The 22,441-nt window shown below is 67.8% G+C and carries 22 protein-coding genes and 1 tRNA gene; 8 read left to right on the top strand and 15 right to left on the bottom strand.

Going from position 1 to position 22,441, the window contains the following annotated elements; translation table 11 throughout:
- Nucleotides 1-326: 326 nt before the first annotated feature.
- The 8 genes from ychF to QE395_RS14750 form a co-directional block, all read right to left on the bottom strand.
- Nucleotides 327-1,418, bottom strand: coding sequence for a redox-regulated ATPase YchF (gene ychF, locus QE395_RS14715; protein ID WP_093534570.1), 1,092 nt, complete (start codon nucleotides 1,416-1,418; stop codon nucleotides 327-329).
- Between the two features lie 52 nt (nucleotides 1,419-1,470).
- Complete coding sequence (gene pth, locus QE395_RS14720; protein ID WP_184124884.1) at nucleotides 1,471-2,049, bottom strand: aminoacyl-tRNA hydrolase; 579 nt, start codon at nucleotides 2,047-2,049, stop codon at nucleotides 1,471-1,473.
- Nucleotides 2,050-2,130: 81 nt separating this feature from the next.
- Nucleotides 2,131-2,748 carry a 50S ribosomal protein L25/general stress protein Ctc gene (locus QE395_RS14725; RefSeq protein ID WP_068849424.1) on the bottom strand — a complete coding sequence of 206 codons (618 nt, stop codon included), beginning with the start codon at nucleotides 2,746-2,748 and terminating at the stop codon, nucleotides 2,131-2,133.
- A 113-nt stretch (nucleotides 2,749-2,861) separates the two neighbouring features.
- A complete protein-coding gene (locus QE395_RS14730; RefSeq protein WP_038692467.1) occupies nucleotides 2,862-3,821 on the bottom strand; it encodes a ribose-phosphate diphosphokinase in 960 nt (319 codons plus the stop codon).
- A gap of 134 nt (nucleotides 3,822-3,955) precedes the next feature.
- A tRNA-Gln gene (locus QE395_RS14735) sits at nucleotides 3,956-4,032 on the bottom strand.
- 9 nt (nucleotides 4,033-4,041) lie between these two features.
- The gene (gene ispE, locus QE395_RS14740) at nucleotides 4,042-4,911 is read right to left on the bottom strand and encodes a 4-(cytidine 5'-diphospho)-2-C-methyl-D-erythritol kinase (protein ID WP_306989779.1); all 870 of its coding nucleotides are present in this window, start codon (nucleotides 4,909-4,911) and stop codon (nucleotides 4,042-4,044) included.
- Entirely contained in the window at nucleotides 4,908-5,567 is a 660-nt protein-coding gene (gene lolB, locus QE395_RS14745) for a lipoprotein insertase outer membrane protein LolB (RefSeq protein ID WP_249833791.1), read from the bottom strand. The genes ispE and lolB overlap by 4 nt, the downstream gene beginning before the upstream one ends.
- A complete protein-coding gene (locus QE395_RS14750; RefSeq protein ID WP_306989781.1) occupies nucleotides 5,564-7,249 on the bottom strand; it encodes a tetratricopeptide repeat protein in 1,686 nt (561 codons plus the stop codon). The genes lolB and QE395_RS14750 overlap by 4 nt, the downstream gene beginning before the upstream one ends.
- Nucleotides 7,250-7,313: 64 nt before the next feature.
- Between QE395_RS14750 and hemA the strand changes: the two genes are divergently transcribed.
- The 4 genes from hemA to ppk2 are packed head-to-tail and all read left to right on the top strand — an operon-like array spanning nucleotide 7,314 to nucleotide 12,210.
- A complete protein-coding gene (gene hemA, locus QE395_RS14755; protein ID WP_095364647.1) occupies nucleotides 7,314-8,597 on the top strand; it encodes a glutamyl-tRNA reductase in 1,284 nt (427 codons plus the stop codon).
- Nucleotides 8,575-9,660, top strand: a complete 1,086-nt coding sequence (gene prfA / locus QE395_RS14760; RefSeq protein WP_068849415.1) for a peptide chain release factor 1 — start codon at nucleotides 8,575-8,577, stop codon at nucleotides 9,658-9,660. The genes hemA and prfA overlap by 23 nt, the downstream gene beginning before the upstream one ends.
- Nucleotides 9,657-11,366: a tetratricopeptide repeat protein gene (locus tag QE395_RS14765; RefSeq protein WP_306989784.1), complete on the top strand. Its 1,710-nt coding sequence runs from the start codon at nucleotides 9,657-9,659 to the stop codon at nucleotides 11,364-11,366. The genes prfA and QE395_RS14765 overlap by 4 nt, the downstream gene beginning before the upstream one ends.
- A gap of 52 nt (nucleotides 11,367-11,418) precedes the next feature.
- A complete protein-coding gene (gene ppk2, locus QE395_RS14770; protein WP_306989786.1) occupies nucleotides 11,419-12,210 on the top strand; it encodes a polyphosphate kinase 2 in 792 nt (263 codons plus the stop codon).
- 356 nt (nucleotides 12,211-12,566) lie between these two features.
- Here ppk2 and QE395_RS14775 read toward each other — a convergent pair whose 3' ends face one another.
- Nucleotides 12,567-13,124: a TlpA disulfide reductase family protein gene (locus QE395_RS14775; protein WP_068849409.1), complete on the bottom strand. Its 558-nt coding sequence runs from the start codon at nucleotides 13,122-13,124 to the stop codon at nucleotides 12,567-12,569.
- On the bottom strand, nucleotides 13,121-14,395 hold the full coding sequence (locus QE395_RS14780; RefSeq protein WP_306989788.1) for a YihY family inner membrane protein: 1,275 nt from the start codon (nucleotides 14,393-14,395) through the stop codon (nucleotides 13,121-13,123). The genes QE395_RS14775 and QE395_RS14780 overlap by 4 nt, the downstream gene beginning before the upstream one ends.
- Before the next feature lie 72 nt (nucleotides 14,396-14,467).
- Between QE395_RS14780 and wrbA the strand changes: the two genes are divergently transcribed.
- The 3 genes from wrbA (at nucleotide 14,468) to QE395_RS14795 (ending at nucleotide 15,976) form a co-directional block, all read left to right on the top strand.
- Nucleotides 14,468-15,058 carry an NAD(P)H:quinone oxidoreductase gene (gene wrbA, locus QE395_RS14785; protein ID WP_093534550.1) on the top strand — a complete coding sequence of 197 codons (591 nt, stop codon included), beginning with the start codon at nucleotides 14,468-14,470 and terminating at the stop codon, nucleotides 15,056-15,058.
- The gene (locus tag QE395_RS14790) at nucleotides 15,055-15,390 is read left to right on the top strand and encodes a DUF2069 domain-containing protein (protein WP_095364643.1); all 336 of its coding nucleotides are present in this window, start codon (nucleotides 15,055-15,057) and stop codon (nucleotides 15,388-15,390) included. Before wrbA ends, QE395_RS14790 begins: the two co-directional genes overlap by 4 nt.
- Nucleotides 15,391-15,490: 100 nt before the next feature.
- A complete protein-coding gene (locus QE395_RS14795; protein WP_068849402.1) occupies nucleotides 15,491-15,976 on the top strand; it encodes an asparaginase domain-containing protein in 486 nt (161 codons plus the stop codon).
- Nucleotides 15,977-16,067: 91 nt separating this feature from the next.
- On the opposite strand, the gene QE395_RS14800 is transcribed toward QE395_RS14795, so the two are convergent.
- The 3 genes from QE395_RS14800 to sufT form a co-directional block, all read right to left on the bottom strand.
- Nucleotides 16,068-17,807 carry a S8 family peptidase gene (locus QE395_RS14800; RefSeq protein WP_306989790.1) on the bottom strand — a complete coding sequence of 580 codons (1,740 nt, stop codon included), beginning with the start codon at nucleotides 17,805-17,807 and terminating at the stop codon, nucleotides 16,068-16,070.
- 437 nt (nucleotides 17,808-18,244) lie between these two features.
- Nucleotides 18,245-19,342 (bottom strand): branched-chain amino acid aminotransferase, encoded by a 1,098-nt coding sequence (locus QE395_RS14805; RefSeq protein WP_093534546.1) that lies wholly within the window; start codon nucleotides 19,340-19,342, stop codon nucleotides 18,245-18,247.
- Between the two features lie 31 nt (nucleotides 19,343-19,373).
- Entirely contained in the window at nucleotides 19,374-19,925 is a 552-nt protein-coding gene (gene sufT, locus QE395_RS14810; protein WP_068849396.1) for a putative Fe-S cluster assembly protein SufT, read from the bottom strand.
- Nucleotides 19,926-20,042: 117 nt separating this feature from the next.
- Between sufT and QE395_RS14815 the strand changes: the two genes are divergently transcribed.
- Nucleotides 20,043-20,462 (top strand): hypothetical protein, encoded by a 420-nt coding sequence (locus QE395_RS14815; protein WP_068849394.1) that lies wholly within the window; start codon nucleotides 20,043-20,045, stop codon nucleotides 20,460-20,462.
- Between the two features lie 126 nt (nucleotides 20,463-20,588).
- On the opposite strand, the gene QE395_RS14820 is transcribed toward QE395_RS14815, so the two are convergent.
- Both QE395_RS14820 and QE395_RS14825 read right to left on the bottom strand, forming a co-directional pair.
- Entirely contained in the window at nucleotides 20,589-22,043 is a 1,455-nt protein-coding gene (locus tag QE395_RS14820; RefSeq protein WP_068849392.1) for an NAD(P)(+) transhydrogenase (Re/Si-specific) subunit beta, read from the bottom strand.
- On the bottom strand, nucleotides 22,040-22,348 hold the full coding sequence (locus tag QE395_RS14825) for an NAD(P) transhydrogenase subunit alpha (RefSeq protein WP_068849390.1): 309 nt from the start codon (nucleotides 22,346-22,348) through the stop codon (nucleotides 22,040-22,042). Before QE395_RS14825 ends, QE395_RS14820 begins: the two co-directional genes overlap by 4 nt.
- Between the last annotated feature and the right edge of the window lie 93 nt (nucleotides 22,349-22,441).

Below are 22,441 nucleotides of genomic sequence, written 5' to 3' on the forward strand. Positions count from 1 at the left end.
CCAGATGCGAGAAGCAGCCGGGCAGAGCCCGGCGTCACGTCGATTGGATGCGGTTCTCCACAGGGGTCGTGGAGAGCGGTGGGAGTTAGCTGTGGACAAGCCTGCGTGAGCCCCGTGCCGCAATGGTTTCGAATGCATGGTGATTATTTGTCCATGCGGGCGGCGGGTTTTCCACATGGCGCGTGGAAAGGCATGGGAGTTTGCTGTGGACAAGTGCGGTGAAGCCTGTCGCGCAGCGCTTTCGGGGCGTGGCTAATTATTGTCCACGCCCAAACGCGAACGCCCCGCTCAAGGCGGGGCGTTGCGGACATCAACGGTCGGATCGATCAGACGTTGAAGCGGAAGTGCAGGATGTCGCCTTCCTGGACGCGGTATTCCTTGCCTTCCAGGCGCAGGCGACCGGCTTCCTTGGCGCCGGCTTCGCCCTTGTACTTGATGAAGTCGTCATACGCGATGGTTTCGGCGCGGATGAAGCCCTTCTCGAAGTCGGTGTGGATCACGGCGGCCGCCTGCGGGGCGGTGGCGCCCTTGCGCACGGTCCAGGCGCGGACTTCCTTCACGCCGGCGGTGAAGTAGGTCTGCAGGCCGAGCAGCTTGTACGCTGCGTTGATCACGCGGTTCAGGCCCGGCTCGCTCAGGCCGAGGTCGGCCAGGAACGTGTCGCGGTCTTCGTCGTCCAGCTGCGAGAGCTCTTCTTCGATCGCCGCCGAGACCGGCACCACCATCGCGCCCTCGGCCGCAGCGTGCGCGCGCACCGCTTCCAGGTGCGGATTGTTCTCGAAGCCGTCTTCCAGCACGTTGCAGATGTACATCACCGGCTTCAGCGTCAGCAGGAACAGATCGCGCACCAGCGCCTTCTCTTCCTCGTCCAGGCCCACCGAACGGCCCGCCTTGCCGTCGGACAGCGCAGCCTGCAGCTTCGCCAGCACCGGCTTGCGTGCCGCGGCATCCTTGTCGCCACCCTTGGCCGCGCGCTCGGCGCGGTTCAGCGCCTTTTCCACGCTGTCCAGGTCCGCCAGGGCCAGCTCGATGTCGATCGTCTCGATGTCCGAGATCGGATCCACCTTGCCTGCCACGTGGATGATGTCGCCGTGCTCGAAGCAGCGCACCACGTGGGTGATCGCATCCACTTCGCGGATGTGGGCCAGGAACTTGTTGCCCAGGCCTTCACCGCTGGCGGCACCGGCGACCAGGCCGGCGATGTCGACGAACTCCACGGCGGTCGGGATGACCTTCTGCGGGTTGATGATCGCCGCCAGTTCGTTCAGGCGCGGATCCGGCACGGGCACGATGCCGACGTTCGGCTCGATGGTGCAGAACGGGAAGTTGGCCGCGGCGATGCCCGCCTTGGTCAGCGCGTTGAACAGGGTCGATTTGCCGACGTTGGGCAGGCCGACGATGCCGCATTTGATACCCATCTTTGACAACCTCTGGGGTGGTAGGCACCGACCGTCGGTCGGTACGCCGTGGTTATTTCGGGGTGTGCAGGCGCTTCATCGCCTCACTGTAATCGCCACGCACGGCCAGCGGCAGTACGTCGATGGCGTCGTCGATGGCATGCCCGATCAGCACGTCATCGTCCTTGCTGGCACGGCCGAGCACCCATGGCACCACGCGGTCCTTGTGACCGGGATGACCGATGCCGATGCGCAGGCGGTGGAACCTGCCATGGCCGAGCAGGCGGATGGTGTCACGCAGGCCGTTCTGGCCACCGTGGCCGCCATCGAACTTGAGCCGGGCCACGCCGGGCGGCAGGTCCAGTTCGTCGTGCGCCAGCAGGGTTTCCTCGGGCTCGATCTTCCAGAAGCGCTGTGCGGCGGTGACCGACTTGCCACTGAGATTCATGAAGGTGGCGGGCTTGAGCAGCCACACCGGTTGGCCGGCGATATCGACCTTGGCGGTCTCGCCGAACAGCTTGCTGTCCACGCTCCAGCGCGCGCCGGCCTGTGCGACCAGGGCGTCAATGAAACGAAACCCGGCATTGTGCCGGGTCTGGGCGTGCTCGGGTCCGGGGTTACCCAGGCCAACGATCAATCGCAATCCTGTCATCGCTCTTCTTCATCGCTACCGGCGTCGTGCCGGTACATGCAGAAACGGCGCCTGCCCCGGGGGGACAGGCGCCGCAATCACTTACTCTGCAGCAGCCACTTCTTCGTCAGCGGCTTCGCCCTTGCCGTGCTTGGCAGTGACGATGGCGTCGTCGTGGTCCTTGCCCTGGGCCAGGGCAACGATCTCAACGCCCTTCGGCAGCTTGATGTTGGACAGGTACACCACGTCGCCAGCCTTCAGCTCGCCCAGGTCGACGTCGATCGACTCCGGCAGGTCCTTCGGCAGGCAGCTGACGGTGACTTCCTTCAGTTCGTGGGTGACCACGACGTCGGCAGCCTTGCCGGCCGGCGAGGTGTCTTCATTGAGGAAGTGCAGCGGCACCGAAGCGGTCAGGGCCTGGTTCTCATCCACGCGCAGGAAATCCAGGTGCATGATCAGCTGCTTGTGCGGGTGGCGCTGCATGTCACGCAGCAGCACCTTGGTGATCTGGCCGTCCAGGTTCAGGCTCAGGATCGACGAGTAGAACCACTCGTTCTGCTGGGCCAGCCAGGTGGCGTTGTGGTCCAGGCTGATGGCGACCGGTTCGGCGTTGCCACCGTACACGATGGCCGGGATCACACCGGCGTGACGCAGGCGGCGGCTCGCACCCTTACGCTGCAGTTCACGCTTGGTGACCTTGATTTCATGGGTCTTCGACATTTTGCTTCTACCAGTTGTTGCCTTGCCGGAGTGGCTTGGCGATGAAGGGCACGTCCGCGACCAGACGTCCCCGGGGCCCTGGCTGCCGTTGCCGGCGGCCAGGAAAAAACGAATCAATCCACGTACAGCGAGCTGACCGACTCGCCGAAGGCGATGCGGCGCATCGTTTCGGCCAGCATTTCCGCCACGCTGAGCTGGCGGATCTTGCTGCACACGCGCGCTTCTTCACGCAGCGGGATGGTATCGGTCACCACCAGCTCGTCGAGCTGGGAGTTGTTGATGTTGTCCACCGCCGGGCCCGAGAGCACGGCGTGGGTGCAGTACGCGGCCACCTTGAGGGCGCCACGCGCCTTCAGCGCCGCGGCGGCCGCACACAGGGTGCCGGCGGTATCGACGATGTCATCGACCATCACGCAGGTCTTGCCTTCGACGTCACCGATGATGTTCATCACGGTGGAGACGTTGGCGCGCGGACGGCGCTTGTCGATGATCGCCAGGTCGGCATCGTCCAGGCGCTTGGCGACGGCACGCGCACGCACCACGCCACCCACGTCCGGGGACACCACGATCAGGTTTTCAGTGCCGTAGGCGCGCCAGATATCGGCGAGCAGCAGCGGCGAGGCATACACGTTGTCCACCGGCATGTCGAAGAACCCCTGGATCTGGTCGGCATGCAGGTCCACCGTCAGGACGCGGTCGGCGCCAACGGCGCTGAACATCTTGGCGGCTACCTTGGCGGTGATCGGCACGCGCGAGGAGCGCATGCGGCGATCCTGGCGCGAGTAGCCGAAGTACGGCACCACGGCGGTGACACTGTTGACCGAAGCGCGCTTGAGCGCATCGATCAGGACCAGCAGTTCCATCAGGTTCTCGGCGCTGGGCGCACAGGTCGGCTGGATCACGAAGACGTCCTGCTTGCGGACGTTCTCTTCGATTTCGACCTGCACTTCACCATCGGAGAAGCGCGACACCAGCGCCTTGCCCGGTCGCACCCCCAGTTCCTTGCAGATGCTCTGCGCAAGGCGCTTGTTGGCGTTGCCGGAAAATACCAGCAGGTTCGGGTGATCTTGCATCATGACGGTCTCGGGCGGGAGCGATTGGCGGAGAACTCGGCCGCCGGCGCCCGAGGACGTCTGCGGTGACAACACCGCGGCCGTTCAACCGTGTCCGCGCAGCATGCGCATGGAACGCGGTTGGCGTCCGCAAGTGGCAGGGGCGGGAGGATTCGAACCTCCGAATGCCAGGATCAAAACCTGGTGCCTTGGGCCTCTTGGCGACGCCCCTGCATCAAAATCAATAACGCTCGAGTACATCAAGCAGTGGCGAGCGCTCCACGCCCGCAGCCACCCATGCCCGCAGTTCCTTCGGCAACCGCGCCAGGCCCTGCTCTGCAGCAGCGCGCGTGGCGAACTCGACGAAACAACCGCTTCCCGACCCGGTGAGTCGTGCCCGGCCAATCCTGTCCAACGCGATAAGCACTGCCTCGACGGCAGGTTCGCGACGGCGCAGTACCGGCTCGAACGCATTCCCGAGCAAAGACCCGGAAGCGAAGTCCGCTATTTTCGCTACTGGGGCGTCGCGCGTCAAATCGGGACTGGCAAAAAGTGCAGCCGTGGGCACGTGAACGCCGGGGTCGGCGATCACATACCAGGCCGGCGGCAGCGCCAGCGGGGTCAGTTGCTCCCCCACGCCTTCGGCCCAGGCGTTGCAGCCGCGCACGAAGACCGGCACGTCCGCGCCCAGCTGCAGGCCCAGGCCGGCCAGCGCGTCTTCGTCCAGACCCGTTTCCCAGAGCGCGTTCAACGCCACCAGGACGGTCGCCGCATCAGAAGAGCCACCGCCAAAACCGCCGCCCGCCGGAATGCGCTTTTCGACGGTGATATCCGCACCTTGCGCGACGTTCGCATGATTTTTCAGGAGGACCGCAGCACGCACGGCGAGATCATCGGCCTCGGCCACGCCCGGCACGGAGGGCCCCACACGACGCACCTGGCCGTCTTCACGCACCTGCAGCCGGACCCGGTCGCCCCAGTCCAGCAGCCGGAACACGCTCTGCAGTTCGTGGTAGCCGTCGGCGCGGCGGCCGGTGATGTGCAGGAACAGGTTGAGTTTGGCCGGGGCCGGAAACCACGGCCCGCCGGCGTTCAGGTCCAGCGCGCTCATGGGCTGCCGAGCACCCAGCCGTCGACCAGCAGGCGCACCTTGGCGTCGCCATTGACCGCCTCGATCCGCCGCGGCAGCACGGGGCGGTCGCCTTCGGCCGGGTACCAGTCCAGGAATTGGATGTCCCAGCCCATCTGGCGGACGCGGCGCGGCCGGCCTTCGGCGTCCCGATCGATCTGCTCGGCACCAGCCCCTTCGGCGACCAGGCCGCGCACCCATTCCGGCAACTGGTTGACCGGGATATCCCAGCCGGTGGCCTCCAGCAGCACCTGCTGCGCATCCTCGCCCTGGCGGGGCCCACCGTCCACGCCGTCCAGGCGCCCGCTGCGGTTTTCGCTGTCGCCGCTCAAGGTCCAGCTCTGCCGGGTGACCGGCGCGCTCAGCGACACCACGTATTGCCGCGCCTGCTGCTGCCAGTCGATGCGACCACTGCCGCCGTTGCGCCCCTTGCTGACCGCGACCCGGCCCTGGAACGACCACGCCGGCTGTGCGCGCAGCGCGTCCACGCGCGCGGCCTCTGCCTGCTGCGCTTCGGTGCTCACGGTGGTCACCACATCGGGGGCGGCCGGGGCCTTGCGCGTGTCCAGTGACACGCAGGCCGACAACGACACGGCCAGGACCGCCGCCAGGGCGGCCTTCACGGGAATCAGGTTCATACGCCGTATTTCTCGATCACGCGCTGCAGCGCACGGTTTTCCGGGTCGAGCTTGCGTGCTTCATCGAAGAAACGGCGGGCCTCGTCCTTGCGGCCGAGTACCCACAGCACCTCACCCACATGCGCGGCGATTTCCGGGTCCTTGGCCAGCGTCCACGCGCGGCGCAGCTGCACCAGCGCTTCTTCGTTGCGGCCCAGGCGATAGAGCACCCAGCCGTAGCTGTCGACGATGGCGGCGTTGTCCGGCTCGGCCACACGGGCACGGTCGATCAGCTCCAATGCTTCCTGGTAGCGCGTGGTGCGGTCGGCCAGGGTGTAGCCCAGCGCATTGAGCGCGGCCACGTTCTCCGGCTCGGTCACCAGGATCTTGCGCAGGTCCGCTTCGGCGCGCGGCACGTCATCGCGGCGCTCCCAGGCCAGCGCGCGGGCATACAGCAGCGCGTTCTCGTCCGGGTAGGCGGCCAGGCCCCGGGCCAGCGCGTCCAGCTCACCCGGCAGGTCATCGCCCCGCTGGCGCAGCTCGGCTTCGAGCAGGTAGGCATCGCGCCGCGCTTCGTCGTCGATCATGGCGTCGGACTGGATCGCGTGCACCCCGGCAAAGGCCTTGTCGGTCTGGCCCAGTTCGTACTGGGCGCTGGCCGCACGCAGGCGCGCTTCGGCGCGCTCTTCGCCGCCCGGCACGCTGAGGTACCAGTCCACCGCTTCGGCATGGCGTTTGAGGTATTCGGCGATCTTGCCCAGCAGCAGGCGCTGCGCCGGATCCGGCCTGGTCGCCTGCTTCGAGAGATCGGTATACAGCGCCAGCAGCGCCACATCGTCCTTCTGCTTGGCCAGCAGCGAGGCGCGCATGCCCCAGGTCTGCACGTTCTGCGGACCGACCGCGAGCACGCGCTCGGCCGATGTCGCATCGCCCATGGCGTCGTAGGCGATGGCCACGGCATTGCGCAGCTCCGGGTCTTCGGCGGTGCGCGGCTCCACCGAATGCAGCGCCGCCAGCGCGTCGTCGGTCTTGCCGGCCTGGAACATCAGGCTGGCATTGAGCAGCGCCACGCGCGGCTCACCGGGGAAGCGGCGCACCACTTCATCGACCATGCGCCGGGCCAGCTCGGGCCGGTCCATGCGCATGGCCAGCCGGCCGAATTCCTGCCAGGGCTCGAGCTGGTTGGGGATGGCGTTGTCGTCGACCAGCCGGCCCAGCACATCGGCGGCGGCGGCCGGGTCGCGGCCCCCACCGACCAGCGCGGCCAGTGCGAACTTCCAGCCGCGCGGGTCCGGGTCACGCAGCAGGCTGGCCAGCTCGGTCCGCGCGCCCTTCACATCGCCCTTGCGCAGGTCCAGCGCGGCCGCAGCGCTGCGCATGGACAACGAACGGGGCGCACGCTTCTCCCACAGGGCCAACGCGCGGGTGGCGCGCTTGTCATCGTCGGCGAGCATGGCGATCCGGGTGGCGCGCTCGGCCAGGCCGGCGTCGTCACGGCCCGCCTCGGCGGCCTCCAGGTACCAGCGCGCGGCCTCGGGCAGCTTGCCGGCCTGCAGCGCGAACTCACCGGCCATGACCGGGGTCAGCGACGCCGGTTCGGCCGTTCCGGCCTTGCCAGCCGGTGCAGCCGGGGCCGCCGCCAGGGCGCTGGCGGTGAACAGGGACAGCAGCAGAACGCTGGAGATGCGAATCAATGCGGGCATCGGGGGCTTCTGGCCTTAAAATGACGACTTGAATGGCCAGCAGCTTATCGCAAGCAACTGAACAATGACCCTGTGGGTGCTCGGACTGAATCACCAGACCGCGCCAGTGGAACTGCGCGAACGCGCGTCCTTTGGCGGCGACGCCCTGCCCCAGGCATTGGCGTCGCTGCGCGATACCCCACAGGTGGCCGAGGCGGTGCTGCTGTCCACCTGCAACCGCACGGAGCTGTATGCCGTGGCCGAATCGGGCGAGGCGCTGGCGCAGTGGCTGGAGTCGCACGCCGGGCAGCTGCACGGTTACCTGTACCAGCATGCCGATGCCGATGCGGTGCGCCACCTGTTCCGGGTCGCCACCGGGCTGGACTCGATGGTGCTGGGTGAGCCCCAGATCCTGGGCCAGGTGAAGGATGCCTGGGCGACCGCGCGCGACCATGGCCTGCTCGGCCAGCGCCTGGATCGCTTGTTCCAGCAGACCTTCTCGGTGGCCAAGCGCGCGCGCACCGATACCCGCGTGGGCGCCAACCCGATCTCGGTGGCCTCCACCGCAGTGCGCCTGGCGCAGAACTCCTTCGCGCGGCTGGAAGACTCCACCGTGCTGCTGGTGGGCGCCGGCGAAACCATCGAACTGGCCGCCCGTCACCTCAGCGAAGGCCGCGTACGCCGGCTGCTCATCGCCAACCGCACCCTGGCGCACGCGCAGGAGCTGGCCACCCGCCATGGCGGCGTGGCGCTGCCGCTGACCGAGCTGGAACGCCACCTGGGCGAAGCCGACGTGGTGTTTTCGGCCACCGCCGCGCGCGAGCCGGTGATCACCAAGGCGCAGATCGCCGCGGCGCTGCGCTCGCGAAAGCACAAGCCGATGCTGCTGTTCGACCTGGCGGTGCCGCGCGATATCGAAACCGGGGTGGGCGAGCTGCAGGATGCCTTCCTGTACACGGTCGACGACCTGGAGCGCGCGGTGGAGGACAACCGCCGCAGCCGGCGTGAGGCGGCCGCCGAAGCCGAAGCCATCATCGAGCTGCAGGTATCGCGGTTCGTCGAGACCCTGCAGGCCAATGCGCACCAGGCGCCGCTGCGCCAGCTGCGCGCGTACGGCGAAGCCACCCGGGTCGAAATGCTGGACAAGGCGCGCCAGCAGCTGGCCCACGGCAAATCGCCGGAGGAAGTGCTGGAGCTGCTTGCGCATGGCCTGACCAACCGCCTGCTGCACCCGCCGACCGCCGCGCTGCGTGCGGCCGCGCTCAGCGGCGATACTGAATTGACCCGCGCCGCCGAGCGCCTGTTCCCGGCCAAGCCGGGCTACCAACACCCTGCCGTGAGCAACGATGACGCCGACCCTGCGCCGTAAGCTGGAAGCGCTGGCCGAACGCCGCGAAGAACTTGAACGCCTGCTGGCCGACCCGGACGTGGTCGGCGACAACGAGCGCTTCCGCAATTTTTCACGTGAATTCGCCCAGCTGCAGCCGATCGCCACTGCGCTGGCCGATGAAGCGCGGGCGTTGGCCGACCTGGCCGCCGCCGAAGCGATGCGTGCCGACCCGGACCTGCGCGAGCTGGCCGAGGAGGAAATCACCGCCGCGCAGGAACGCCTGCAGCAGCTGGACCATGACCTGGCGCTGCTGCTGGTGCCGCGCGATCCGCGCGACGACGGCAACCTGTTCCTGGAAGTGCGCGCCGGCACCGGCGGCGACGAGGCGGCGATCTTCGCCGGCGACCTGTTCCGCATGTACGCGCGCTATGCCGAACGCCAGGGCTGGAAGGTCGAGATCGAATCGGACAGCCCCGGCGAGCATGGCGGCTACAAGGAGATCGTGGCGCGCGTGGTCGGGCGCGGCGCCTATTCCAAGCTCAAGTTCGAATCCGGCACGCACCGCGTGCAGCGCGTGCCGGCCACCGAGTCGCAGGGCCGCATCCACACCTCGGCGGCCACGGTGGCGATCATTCCCGAAGCCGACGAGGTTGATGAGATCGTCATCAACCCGGCCGACCTGCGGGTGGATACGTTCCGCTCGTCCGGCGCCGGTGGCCAGCACGTCAACAAGACCGAATCGGCCATCCGCATCACCCACGTGCCCAGCGGCGTGGTGGTGGAATGCCAGACCGAGCGCAGCCAGCACGCCAACCGCGACAAGGCGATGAAGCGCCTGAAGGCGCAGCTGCTCGATGCCGAGCGCAGCAAGCAGGCGGCCGCCACCGCCGAAAGCCGCCGGCTGCAGGTCGGCAGCGGCGACCGCAGCCAGCGCATCCGCACCTACAGCTTCCCGCAGGGCCGGATCACCGACCACCGGGTGGAAGGGCTGACCCTGTACGACCTGCCCAACATCATCGCCGGTGAGATGGATACGCTGGTGGAGCGGCTGATCCACGAACACCAGGCCGATGAACTGGCCCAGCTGTCCGCCGGCGCGTGAGCATGGACCCGCAGCGCGAGCAGCTGCGCAGCGCAGTGCAGCGCCAGCCGCAGGACTTCATCGCCTGGGTGATGCTGGCCGACGCCGAGCTTGAGGCCGGTGACACCGCTGCCGGCGATCATGCCGCTACACGCGCGTTGCAACTGCGCCCCGGCCACCCCGAAGCGCTGGCCCGGCTGGGCCGCGCGCGCTGGATGCAGGGCCGCCATGGCGAAGCAGCCACGCTGCTGCGCCAGGCCGCCAACCTGGTCCCGGAGCACCCCGGCATCGCGCTGTGGCTGGGCCACGCGCTGGAAGACGCCGGCCAGCCCGAAGCCGCTGCCGATGCCTACCGCCAGGCGCATCGGCTGCTGCCCGGCGAGCCTTACATCACCGCCCAGCTGCTCAACTGGCAACGCCGGCTGTGCGACTGGCGCGAACTCGAACCGCTGTCCCAGCAGGTGCGCCAGGCCGTGGCGCAAGGCGCGGCGGTAGTGGAGCCGTTCGCCTTCCTCAGCGAAGACGCCAGCGCCGCCGAGCAGCTGGCGTGTGCGCGGCAGCGCGCTGCGGGCATCGCCGAGGGACTGCGTGCGCTGCCGCCCGCGCAGGTCCGCCGCGCGGGGCAGCTGCGCGTGGGTTTCCTTTCCAATGGCTTCGGCGCGCACCCGACCGGGCTGCTGACCGTGGCGCTGTTCGAGCAGCTGCGTGCGCTCGGCGCGCTGGAGCTGCATCTGTTTGCCCTCAACGCCGATGATGGCAGCGCGATCCGCGCGCGCCTGCAGGCCGCTGCCACCGCACTGCATGACGTGTCGAGCCTGCCGCACGCGGCAATCGCCGCGCAAATCCGCGCGACCGGCATCGATGTGCTGTTCGATCTGCGTGGCTGGGGCGGCGGTGGCGCGCCGGCGGTACTGGCGATGCGCCCGGCCCCGGTGCAGGTGAACTGGCTGGCGTATCCGGGCACGTCGGGCGCGGCGTGGATCGACTACGTGCTGGCCGATGACTACGTGCTGCCCGCCGCGCTGACGCCGGCCTTCAGCGAACAGGTCCGGCGGCTGCCCCGCGCGTTCCAGCCCTCGGACAACACCCGCGTGCTGGAGCCCGCGCCAGGCCGCGAGGCCTGTGGCCTGCCAGCGCAGGGCGTGGTGTTCTGCTGCTTCAACAACAGTTACAAGCTCAACCCGCGCAGCATGCGCCGCGCGTTCGCGGTGCTGCAGGGCGTGCCGGGCAGCGTGTTGTGGCTGCTGTCCGGGCCGGGCAATGCCGATGCGCGGCTGCGCGCGGCGGCGCGCGAGGCGGGGCTGGATCCGGCGCGGCTGGTGTTCATGCCCAAGCTGCCGCACCCGACCTACCTGGCGCGCTACCAGCAGGCGGACCTGTTCCTGGACACGCACCCGTACAACGCGCACACCACCGCATCCGATGCACTGTGGGCCGGCTGCCCGGTGCTGACCTGCCCGGGCGCGACGTTCGCTTCGCGCGTGGCCGGCTCGCTCAACCATCACCTGCAGCTGCCGACGATGAACGCTGCTGACGACCGCGTCTTCGTGGAGACCGCCATCGCGCTGGGCAACGACCCGCAGGCACTGGCAGCGTTGCGCGCCACCCTGGCCCAGCGGCGTTCGGACACCGGCCTGTTCGACATGGCCGGGTTCGCCCGCGACTTCAGTGCCGAGGTGCAGGCGATGGGGAGATTGCATGGCTGGCAGGATGCACACGCGGGCTGACACCCCACTGCGCTAGGCTCGGGTTTCTTCTGTCAGCCGGAATCCCGCACCGATGGGCAAGCTCAAGCGCAAGGCGTACCAGGCACTGCTTGAACCGATGCAGCTCGAACTCACGGCGATGGCGCGTTGGGCCCAGCACGCCGGGCAGCGCGTGCTGGTGCTGTTCGAGGGCCGCGATACCGCCGGCAAGGGCGGCGCCATCCAGGCCATCGCCGAGCACCTCAACCCCCGCCAGTGCAGGGTGGTCGCGCTGCCCAAGCCGACCGACCGCGAAAGTACCCAGTGGTACTTCCAGCGCTATGTGTCGCACCTGCCCGCTGCCGGCGAGATCGTGCTGATGGACCGCAGCTGGTACAACCGGGCCGGGGTTGAGCACGTGATGGGCTATTGCACCGAGGCCGAGTATCACGCGTTCCTGGCGCAGGCGCCGGTGTTCGAGAAGCTGCTGGTGGACGATGGCATCCTGCTGTTCAAGTACTGGCTCACGGTCGACCAGGTGCAGCAGGAGAAACGCTTTGCCGAGCGCCACGTGGACCCGCTCAAGGGCTGGAAGCTGTCACCGGTGGACCTCAAATCGCGCAGCAAGTACAGCGCGTATACCGAAGCGCGCGAGGCGATGTTGCGCGCCACCCATCGGGAAGAGGCGCCGTGGACGCTGGTGGACTTCAACGACCAGAAGCGCGGTCGGCTGGGATTGATCCGCAACCTGCTGGATCGCCTGCCCGATACCGGGGTGGACGATCCCATCCCGGACCTGCCGCCGTTGAAAGGCAAACTGCACGAAGAGCATTTCGGCGTGTTGAAACCGATCAACCTGTCACCTCATGACCCCCAGGTTGATTGATCCCCATCCTGATTGGCCCGTATGAATTCGTAGCGCCGGCCGTTGGCCGGACACCGCGCGCAGCGCGGCCCACGTATCCGCAGCTGGCAAAACGCGGCTCCGGTAATCCGTCCGACGCTTGGACGATCCGAAGCCGACTGTAGCGCCGGCCGTTGGCCGGCCGCTTTTCGTTCCGGCGCCATGAACGCCCGACAGACGGCTTCGGAACCTGTAAACCCCGGCGTGTTGGTCGCGAGCGTGGCGCAACCGTCTCCGGACACTTGGGCCGCGCTTCGCGCGGTGTCCGGCCAACGGCCGGCGCTACGAATTGTTACGTGGCGTCCGCGGATCGGGATCAATCAACCAAGGGCAGATCGTCAATGCACAATCGCTTCGATGTCCGCTGCGGTGACCGGGCCCAGGAATTCCTTGGCGACCTTGCCGTCCGGTGCGATCAGGTAGGTCAGCGGCAGGCCGCGCGGCACGGCGAAGTCTTCCGGCGGGTTGTAGGTGTCCACCAGCACGATCGGGTAGGTCACCGGCAGCTTCTGCAGGAACGCCTTCATCTCCTCCGGCTCGATGTCTTCGTAGGCCAGGCCGACCACTTCGATCTCCTCGCGCATGGCATGCAGTGCCGACAGCTCCGGCATTTCCTTGCGGCAGGGCGCGCACCAGGTCGCCCAGAAGTTCACCACCACCCATTTGCCGCGATGTGCGGCCAGGTCGTACGTGGTTCCGTCGAGGGCGGGCAGCACCAGGCGCGGCTGCGCCACGGTTTTGCGCTCCAGGTCGGGCGTGGCGGGGTCGGCGGCCGGGGCTGCCGGTTCTGCTGCGGGGGCCGGCGCCGGGGCGGCCGCTTCGGGCTGCGGTGCCGGCTTGTTGCAGCCGGCCAGGGCCAGCAGGCCGACGGCCAGCAGCAGGGGCTTGAAGGTCATGGGGTGTCTCCAGACGGGGAATAGATATCGCTGACGCGGCGCTTGAGCAGCTCGCGCAGCGGCAGCCGCAGGGCATCCAGCGCCGCCACCGAGGCGGTACCGAGGCTGTCGTCGCGGTAAGGCAGGTAGGCTTCCTTGACCGGAATGCGCAGCTGCGTCGATTCGTAGAGGTCGGCCAGGGTGAGCCTGTCCAGGTCGCGCGACAGCAGCCATTGGCCCTGTTCGTCGCGGCGCACCACCCGGATCGCTTCCAGGTCGCAGAGCATGCTCTGCAGCAGCGAGTCGGTCAGCATCGGCTCCAGCCCCAGGATCTCGTCTTCGTCCAGCCCGCGTCCGTCCATGCGCGCCTGGTGGAAGCGGCCGATCAGGCGCAGCAGGCCATACAGTTCGTAGCCGGTGGGCAGGCGCAGGTCGGCCGGCTGGTAGCGGAACGCGGCGATCGACGAGGCCAGCGAGGCACCCAGCAGCACCGAGACCCAGCACAGGTAGATCCACAGCAGCAGGATCGGCACGAAGGCCACCGTGCCGTAAAGCTTCTGGTAGGACTGGAAGCTGCCCAGGTAGGCGCCCATGGCCCACTTCACCAGCTCCAGCATCACTGCCGCGAGGATCGCGCCTGGAATGGCATGCCGCCACTTCACCGTGTGGTGCGGCACCACCCGGTAGACCAGCATGATGCAGACGAACTCGATCAGGATCGGCGCCAGCGTCAACGACGCATTGGCCAGCAGGCGGCCTTCACTGGTACCGAACAGCGGCAGCGCGAACACGCGGGCCGATACGGCCAGCGAGGCGGCCGCCAGCATCGCGCCCAGGGTCAGTACGGTCCAATAGACCAGGAAGCGGGTGAGCTTGGGCCGCGCCGAACTGACCCGCCAGATCTGGTTGAAGGTCTGCTCGACGCTGTTGAGGGTGATCAGCAGCGACACCACCAGCGCGATGAAGCCGGCGGCGGTGAGCTGCCCGGCACTGGCCGAGAACTGGCGCAGGTAGCCTTCGGCCGCGCGCGCGGCGTTGGGCACGAAGTTGGAGAACACGTAGTCGCTGAGCGTGTCGCTCCAGCGGTCGAACACCGGGAACGCCGAGAGCACGCCGAACACCACGATCGCCAGCGGCACCAGCGCGAACACGGTGGTGTAGGCCAGCGAGGCGGCGGCCTGGAACAGGCGGTCGTCGAGGAAGCGGCGCCACAGGAAGCGACCGAAGCTGGCGGTACGGGCGCGATCGCGCACGCGTTCCATCCACAGGTTGAGGGTGTCCAGGGGTTCCATCGTGGCAAGCGTACCTGAAGCCGGGTGGAGGCAATGCCATACTGCGGACAGACTGGACACAACGGAAGCGAGATGGCGGAGATCCTGGTGCTGTATTACAGCCGCGGCGGTTCGGTGGCGCGGCTTGCGCGTCAGATCGCGCGTGGCATCGGCGAAGTGCCCGGCATGAGCGCGCGCCTGCGCACGGTGCCGCCGGTGGCGGCGGTCACCCAGACCGCGCGCCCGCCAGTGCCCGATGACGGTGCGCCCTACGTGAGCGTGGAGGACCTGGCCGACTGCAGCGGCCTGCTGCTGGGCAGCCCGACGCGGTTCGGCAACATGGCCGCGCCGGTCAAGCATTTCCTCGACGGGCTCGGGGCCGAGTGGGTCAACGGCACGCTGGCCGGCAAGCCCGCCGGGGTGTTCACCTCCACCGCGTCGCTGCATGGCGGGCAGGAATCGACGCTGTTGTCGATGCAGGTGCCGCTGCTGCACCACGGCTGCCTTATCGTGGGCATTCCGTTCACCGAGCCGGCGCTGAGCCATACCACCACCGGCGGCACCCCCTACGGTGCCAGCCATGTGGCCGGCGCCGACGACAACCCGGTGCCGAGCGAGGACGAAGCGATCCTGGCGCGCGCGCTGGGCCGGCGCGTGGCCGATATCGCGCGGCGGCTGGGATGAGCCCGCGCGCGCAGAAGTGGACGTTGGCCACCGTGCTGCTCGCGTTGGCGGCGCTGTTTGCGGTGTGGTTCGCGCACGACCGGCACTGGCTGGCCAGCCAGCTGGTCTTCACCGCCCCGCCGCTGCTGTTGGCGCTCGGCGTGGTCACGGGGCGCGGCAAGGCGATGTTCTGGGCCGGGGTGCTGGCGCTGTTCTGGTTCAGCCACGGCGTGATGAGTGCCTGGAGCCACCCGGAAACCGCGCACTTCGCCTGGTTGGAACTGCTGCTGGCCCTGGCGGTGATCGGGGTCTCCAGCGCGCCTGGCCTGCGCCGGCGTTTCTCGAAGCGTTGAGCGCCTCGCGCGCGGCTGCGGGCGGGCGCCGGCAGCCGTATCATGGGCACCCAGCGCGGGTATTGCCGCGCGGTACCGCCCGCACTCCAGGAAGCCTGCAATGGAAGAACTACTGATCATCACCACCGGTGGCACGATCGACAAGATCTACTTCGACGACAAGTCGGACTACCAGATCGGCGATCCCCAGATCGGGATGATCCTGCGCGAGCTGGGCGTGACCTTCCGCTTCAACGTGATTCCGATCCTGCGCAAGGATTCGCTGCACATCACCGACGAAGACCGCGAGCTGATCCGCGCCACCATCGCCGCGCAGCCGACCCGCCACGTGCTGGTCACCCACGGCACCGATTCGATGGTGCAGACCGGCCGGGTGCTCAAGAGCATCCCCGACAAGACCATCGTCATGACCGGCGCACTCAGCCCGGCGCGCTTCCGTGGTTCGGACGCCGAGTTCAACATCGGCTGTGCGATCGGAGCGGTGCAGTCGCTGCAGCCGGGCGTGTACATCGCCATGAACGGCCGCATCTGGAACCCCGAACACGTGCGAAAGAACGTCGCTGCGAACCGGTTCGAAGACGCGTGACGCGGTAACCGCGTCACGCGTGGGGCGTGCCGACCAACGGTCGGCACCTACCTCCGGTAGCACCCGACCGTTGGTCGGGTGACCGATGACATCAATACTGCGCGGTCAGGGTCACGCCGGAGAAGGTGCTGTAGGCCTTCACCCGGACGTGCCAGGTCCCCGCAGCCGGGGCGGTGATCGTGCAGGTTTCGTTGTTGCCGCTCAGGTACGGGCGGCAGGTGTACACGGTGTCGGTGGGCGCGCTGCCCGAGCGCACGTACAGATCCGCATCACCCGTGCCGCCGGCGATGGTCACCTTCAGCTGCGAGCGGCCCGAGGGCACGGCCACGGTGTAGGCCAGCGATGCACCGCTGGAAGCACCCAGGCCGCTGACCGGCACGTTGTTCTGCAGCGTGCCGGTGCCCGGGTTCGGGTTGGTCCCGCCCAGCGCGGCGGTGACGGCCGCATCCGCATCGACGATGCCCGCGCCGCAACCGCCGCTGCAGGCGCCTGGCAGGGCCCGTGCGGTGTTCTTGAGCAGCGTCTCAATGGCTGCCGGCGACAGCGCGGTGGGCGCGACCGACTGCACCAGCGCGACCACGCCGGCCACGTGCGGGGCCGCCATCGAGGTGCCGTTGTACGACGCATAGGACGCAGCGCCCGGCACGGTGGTGCCGCTGTTGAGCGTGGACAGGATCGCCTGGCCCGGCGCCGAGACATCGATGCCGGCACCGTAGTTGGAGAAGCTGGCACGGGCGCCGGCCGAGGTGGTGGCGGCCACCGCGATCACGTTGGCGCAGTTGGCCGGCACCGACGAGGACACGTTGGTGTTGCTGTTGCCCGCTGCCACCACCACGGTGGTGCCGCGCGAGACCGCGCCGTTGATGGCGTTCTGGTAGGTGGTCGAGCAGGTGCCGCCGCCGCCAAGGGACATGTTGATCACTTCGGCCGGGTTGGCATTGGCCGGCACGCCGCTGACGGTGCCGCCGGATGCCCACACGATCGCATCGGCGATGTCGGAGGTGTAGCCGCCGCACTTGCCCAGCACGCGCACCGGAACGACCTTGGCGTTGTAGGCGGTGCCGGCCACGCCGGTAGTGTTGTTGGTCACCGCGGCGATGGTGCCGGCCACGTGGGTGCCGTGCCAGCTGGAATTGGAAGCCGGGTAGCCGGCGCCGCATTCGTTGGCGGCATACCAGTCGCCTTCGTCGTTGGCATTGTTGTCGCGGCCACCGCCATCGCGCGCCATCGCGGCATCGCTGATGAAGTCATAGCCAGGCAGGATGTTGGCGTTCAGATCCGGATGGTTGGTGATGCCGGTATCGATCACCGCCACCACCACGCCCGTTCCCGTGGCCTTGTCCCAGGCGGGGCGCACGTTGATCGAGGCGTTGCTGGTGCCGAAGTCCCACTGCTCGGACAGGCGGCTGTCGTTGGGCACCAGGGTGGCGTGCATCAGCTGGTCGACTTCGACGTACTCCACGTTCGGATCGGCGGCCAGGCGACGCATCAGCAGTTCCGATTCGGCGGCATCCAGCGGCCGGTCGGCCTTGACCACGGTCGGGCCGATGGCCAGCTGGCGCAGCTTCTGCAGGCCCAGCGCCCGCCCCTGCGCGGCAGGAACGGCCTGGGCGGCGGCCTTGAGCGAACTGGCCAGTGCGGTCGGGGTGGCCACCTCGGTGGCGCCGTCCTTGTACTTGACGATGAAACGCTGGTGGGTCGGGGCCGAGGCCAGGCCACTCAACTGCACGTCGCCGGCGAACGCCGGCGCCGCCAGGAGCAGGGTCGAAAGCACCGAACCACCGAGTACAACCAAGGCACGCTGACGCAAGCGCTGCGGATCATGAGACATCGGAATTCCCTTCAAGAGTGAGGAGCCGTCGAGGCGGCAAAGATCGGTCAGATCCGGCGCTGTGGAGCGGTGGCTTGGATCGAACCTGGAAGACGGATCGGCTTTCCCCTGCGAAACCGCCCGAACCCGGACGCTAGTGGTTTCGATTCGGCCCAACAATGTTTCAGCCCGCTTTCAGGCTTGTGAAAGTTTCGATCTGAGGACTTTTCGGGTCAACGGTTTGTGAATGTGAAGAAACTTCCCCGTGCCGATGCGGTCAGGACGGACGCAATTCGTGTCCTGCGTCACTGTCTTGCGCGTCATGGGCAAGACATTGCTTGCGCGTCAATGGGTTGGGTGCGTTTGGATCGTTCAGACCGGTCCTCGGCATCCGCCGCCCATGAAAAAGGCCCGCCTGTTGCCAGGCGGGCCTTGGGTATTCAACGCGCGTCGAACGATCAGCCGTCCAGGCGCACCAGCCAGCCGTGACGGTCCGGCAGGCGGCCGTACTGGATGTCGGTCAGTTCCTTGCGCAGCGACATGGTCACCTCGCCAGCCGGGGCGGTCAGGTCACCCACCGAGAAGCCCTCGCCCTTGAGCTGGCCGATCGGCGTGACCACCGCAGCGGTACCGCAGGCGAACACTTCGGCGATCTCGCCCGAGGCCACGCCCTGCTTCCACTCGTCGATGGTCACCTTGCGCTCTTCGACCTTCATGCCGCGGTCGCGCGCCAGTTGCAGGATGCTTTCGCGGGTGATGCCTTCCAGGATGCTGCCGGACAGCGCCGGGGTCACCAGGGTGCCGTCCTTGTAGACCAGGAACACGTTCATGCCACCCAGTTCTTCCAGGTACTTGCCTTCGACCGGATCCAGGAACAGCACCTGCGAGCAACCCTGCGCCTGCGCCTTCTGCTGCGGCAGCAGCGAGGCGGCGTAGTTGCCACCGCACTTGGCCGCACCGGTGCCGCCCTTGGCCGCACGCGCATATTCGGTGGACAGCCAGATCGACACCGGGGCCACGCCCTTGGCGAAGTACGGGCCTGCCGGGCTGGCGATAACGTAGTAGCCGGCCTTCTGCGCGCCGCGCACGCCGAGGAAGGCTTCATCGCCGATCATGAACGGGCGGAAGTACAGGCTGGATTCGTCGGCCGACGGCACCCAGCTGGCATCCACGGCGATCAGCTGCTTGAGCGATTCGACGAAGATCTCCACCGGCAGTTCCGGCAGCGCCAGGCGCTGCGCCGAACGCTGCAGGCGGCGGCCGTTGGCATCGGGGCGGAAGGTCCAGATCGAGCCGTCGGCATGGCGGTAGGCCTTGATGCCTTCGAAGATTTCCTGGCCGTAATGCAGCACCGCGGCAGCCGGGTCCAGCTGCAGCGGGCCGTACGGGCGCACGCTGGCGTTGTGCCAGCCGGTGTCCTTGTCCCACCGCACTTCCACCATGTGGTCGGTGAAGTGCAGACCAAAACCGGGGGCGGCCAGGATGCGTTCACGCTCCTCGCTGCTGCGCGGCTGGGCGGAACGGGTGGTGGTGAAGCTCACGGAAGACTGGGACACCGGAAATTTCCTGTTCTGGTTACGGGTTCAATTACAGCATGCCGGTTTCAAGGCGGGCGGCCTCGGACATCATGTGCTGGCCCCACGGTGGGTCGAATACCAGTTCGACATCGGCTTCGACCACGGTCGGGATCATTTCCAGCTTGCTGCGCACGTCATCGACGAGGATGTCGCCCATGCCGCAGGCCGGCGCGGTCAGGGTCATCTTGACGTCGACCTCGCGCTGGCCATCGTCCAGGTGCTTGAGCTCCACTTCGTAGACCAGGCCCAGGTCGACGATGTTGAACGGGATCTCCGGGTCGAAGCAGGTTCGCAGCTGCTGCCAGACGAGCTTTTCGACCTCCTCGTCGGAGGCGTCGGCGGGCAGTTCCAGCGGCGCGGGCGGTTCCTTGCCCATGGCGTCGCCGTCCTTGCCGGCGATGCGGAACAGATTGCCTTCGACAAACACGGTATAGCTGCCGCCCAGCGCCTGGGTGATGTACCCATAGCTGCCGGCGGGCAAGGTGACCGTTTCGCCCTGCGGGACCATGACGGCCTCGCAGTCGCGTTCGAAGTGGACGGGTTCGCTGCTACGGGAGTACATGTGGATCGATATGGGGTCGCGGCCGATTCCCGCAAGGCGCTCATTTTAGCCCAGTGGCCGGCCACGCGCCGGTCACCCCGCAAGCCGGTATCCTGTGGCGGACCAAAGGAAGAATGCATGCCGCCCACCTCTGCGCCCGCCAGGTCCGCCCACTGGCTCTGGCCCCCGCTGTTGTTGCTAGGAGTTGTCACGGCCACGCTGGCCTGGTTGTTCATCGCGCTGCTGAGCGGCCGCCAGGCAGGCTGGATGGCCGTCCTGGTGGCGCTGGAGCTGGGTTTCATGCTGCGCCTGGGCAACCTGCGCGGCGGCCTGCTGCGGGTGGCGTTGACCCTGCTGGGCACCGTGCTGGTGGCATTGGCAGCCAACTGGGGGATCGCTTCGGCCTACCTGGGTGGGTCGCTGGGACTGGATCCGTGGGAATCAGCGTTGCGGATGGGGCCGTTCATGGCGTTCACGTTGGTTCAGCTGGCCAACGGGGTGGCCGAATGGCTGTGGCTGGGGGTGGCGTTGGTCATCGGCTGGTGGATAGCGAGGTAACGTTCGGCGATTGCGTGGGCCGGCCAACGGCCGGCGCTACCGGTCGATTGATCCAGATCTCAATGGGCCCGTAACAATTCGTAGCGCCGGCCGTTGGCCGGCCCTGGCCCCCGGCGCCACGTGCGGTCAATGCCCTCCATCGAGGGCTTTGAGCTCGCTCACCAGCGCGCTGGCCGCACCGGCGCCATCGCCGTAGAGCATGCGGGCGTTGTCGGCGTAGAACAGCGCGTTTTCGATGCCCGCGAAGCCGGTGCCCTTGCCGCGCTTGATCACCACCACGTTGCGGGCGTTGACCACGTCCAGGATCGGCATGCCGTAGATCGGGCTGGCCGGGTCGGTGCGCGCCACCGGGTTGACCACGTCGTTGGCGCCGATCACCAGCACCACGTCGGTGGTGGGGAACTCGGGGTTGATGTCGTCCATGTCGGCGATCAGGTCGTAGGGCACGCCCGCTTCGGCCAGCAGCACGTTCATGTGGCCCGGCATGCGCCCGGCCACCGGGTGAATCGCGAATTTGACCTTGATGCCGCGTTCCAACAGCCGCTGCGCGAGCTCCCACACCTTGTGCTGGGCCTGGGCCACGGCCATGCCATAACCGGGCACGATCACCACGCGCTCGGCGAACGCGAGCATCGCGGCCACGTCGCTGGCCTCGATCGGCTTCTGCGCGCCGGTGATTTCCTGGGCCGTGCCACCGCCGCCGAAGTTGGAGAACAGCACGCCGCTGATCGGCCGGTTCATCGCCTTGGCCATCAGGCGGGTGAGCAGGATGCCGGCCGCGCCGACCATCATGCCGGCGATGATCAGCGCCTCGTTGCCCAGCACGTAGCCTTCGAAAGCGACCGCCAGGCCGGTGAATGCGTTGTACAGCGAGATCACCACCGGCATGTCGGCGCCGCCGATCGGCAGGGTCATCAGCACGCCCAGCGCCAGCGCGACCACGAAGAAGCTGATGATCGCCACCGGGCTCAGGGTCACTGCCGCCCAGATGCCCAGCACCACCATCGCCAGCGCAACCAGCAGGTTGAACGCCTGCTGGCCGGGGAAGGTTACCCGCCGGTCCAGCCGGCCATCGAGCTTGGCCCAGGCGATGACCGAACCGGACAGCGACACCGCGCCGATCGCCGAGCCGATCACCGCCAGCGCCAACACCGTGGCCGAGGGCTGGCGCGCGCTCAGTTCGGCGATGGCCTGCGCGCTCCAGTGGCTGGTATCGCGGTTGGCCAGGAACGAGAAGCGCAGCAGTTCCACCGCACCGATCGCGGCGGCCGACCCGCCGCCCATGCCGTTGTACAGCGCCACCATCTGCGGCATGTCGGTGATGGCCACCCGCTTGGCCGACCACCACGCCACGCCGGTACCGATCGCCACCGCAGCCAGGATCAGCGGCACGTTGTGCAGGTCGGGCAGGAAGAAGGTCGCCACCGTGGCGATCAGCATGCCCAGGCCGGCCCAGCGGATGCCGCTGCGCGCGGTCATCGGCGAGGCCATGCGCTGCAGGCCGAGCAGGAACAGGGTGGCGGCGACCAGGTAGCTCACCTGCACCAGCCACTGAAGCAGTTGCGCGGTGGTGATGTTCAAGGCGCCTTCTCCCCGGCGTCGCGCTTCTGGCTGGGCTTGAACATGTCCAGCATGCGTTCGGTCACCACGTAGCCACCGGCGGCATTGCCCGCGCCGAGCACCACGGCGATGAAGCCGATGATCTTTTCCAGCGGGGTCTGCGCATGGCCCAGCACCACCATGGCACCGATCAGCACGATGCCGTGGATGAAGTTCGACCCGGACATCAGGGGGGTATGCAGGATCACCGGCACCCGCGAAATGATCACGTGGCCTGCGATCGCAGCCAGCATGAAGATATACAACGCCACGAACCCGTCGCTCATTGCTGTCCCTCTTCCCGGCGGTCATCCCGTCCCCTGCATCATAACCATGCGCTGAACCGTTCTGCAGGGCGGTCAACCGATGCCGCGCTGGTG

This window comes from Stenotrophomonas sp. SORGH_AS_0282, from assembly GCF_030818125.1.
Taxonomy (GTDB): Bacteria; Pseudomonadota; Gammaproteobacteria; order Xanthomonadales; family Xanthomonadaceae; genus Stenotrophomonas; species Stenotrophomonas rhizophila_A.

Coding starts and splice junctions, on each gene's coding strand:
- QE395_RS14730 (WP_038692467.1), bottom strand. CDS start 3,821: ATGCAAGATCACCCGAACCTGCTGGTATTTTCCGGCAACGCCAACAAG.
- wrbA (WP_093534550.1), top strand. CDS start 14,468: ATGGCGGAGATCCTGGTGCTGTATTACAGCCGCGGCGGTTCGGTGGCG.
- QE395_RS14725 (WP_068849424.1), bottom strand. CDS start 2,748: ATGTCGAAGACCCATGAAATCAAGGTCACCAAGCGTGAACTGCAGCGT.
- QE395_RS14795 (WP_068849402.1), top strand. CDS start 15,491: ATGGAAGAACTACTGATCATCACCACCGGTGGCACGATCGACAAGATC.
- prfA (WP_068849415.1), top strand. CDS start 8,575: ATGACGCCGACCCTGCGCCGTAAGCTGGAAGCGCTGGCCGAACGCCGC.
- hemA (WP_095364647.1), top strand. CDS start 7,314: ATGACCCTGTGGGTGCTCGGACTGAATCACCAGACCGCGCCAGTGGAA.
- QE395_RS14790 (WP_095364643.1), top strand. CDS start 15,055: ATGAGCCCGCGCGCGCAGAAGTGGACGTTGGCCACCGTGCTGCTCGCG.
- sufT (WP_068849396.1), bottom strand. CDS start 19,925: ATGTACTCCCGTAGCAGCGAACCCGTCCACTTCGAACGCGACTGCGAG.
- QE395_RS14780 (WP_306989788.1), bottom strand. CDS start 14,395: ATGGAACCCCTGGACACCCTCAACCTGTGGATGGAACGCGTGCGCGAT.
- QE395_RS14775 (WP_068849409.1), bottom strand. CDS start 13,124: ATGACCTTCAAGCCCCTGCTGCTGGCCGTCGGCCTGCTGGCCCTGGCC.
- QE395_RS14750 (WP_306989781.1), bottom strand. CDS start 7,249: ATGCCCGCATTGATTCGCATCTCCAGCGTTCTGCTGCTGTCCCTGTTC.
- ychF (WP_093534570.1), bottom strand. CDS start 1,418: ATGGGTATCAAATGCGGCATCGTCGGCCTGCCCAACGTCGGCAAATCG.
- lolB (WP_249833791.1), bottom strand. CDS start 5,567: ATGAACCTGATTCCCGTGAAGGCCGCCCTGGCGGCGGTCCTGGCCGTG.
- QE395_RS14815 (WP_068849394.1), top strand. CDS start 20,043: ATGCCGCCCACCTCTGCGCCCGCCAGGTCCGCCCACTGGCTCTGGCCC.
- ppk2 (WP_306989786.1), top strand. CDS start 11,419: ATGGGCAAGCTCAAGCGCAAGGCGTACCAGGCACTGCTTGAACCGATG.
- QE395_RS14800 (WP_306989790.1), bottom strand. CDS start 17,807: ATGTCTCATGATCCGCAGCGCTTGCGTCAGCGTGCCTTGGTTGTACTC.
- QE395_RS14825 (WP_068849390.1), bottom strand. CDS start 22,348: ATGAGCGACGGGTTCGTGGCGTTGTATATCTTCATGCTGGCTGCGATC.
- pth (WP_184124884.1), bottom strand. CDS start 2,049: ATGACAGGATTGCGATTGATCGTTGGCCTGGGTAACCCCGGACCCGAG.
- ispE (WP_306989779.1), bottom strand. CDS start 4,911: ATGAGCGCGCTGGACCTGAACGCCGGCGGGCCGTGGTTTCCGGCCCCG.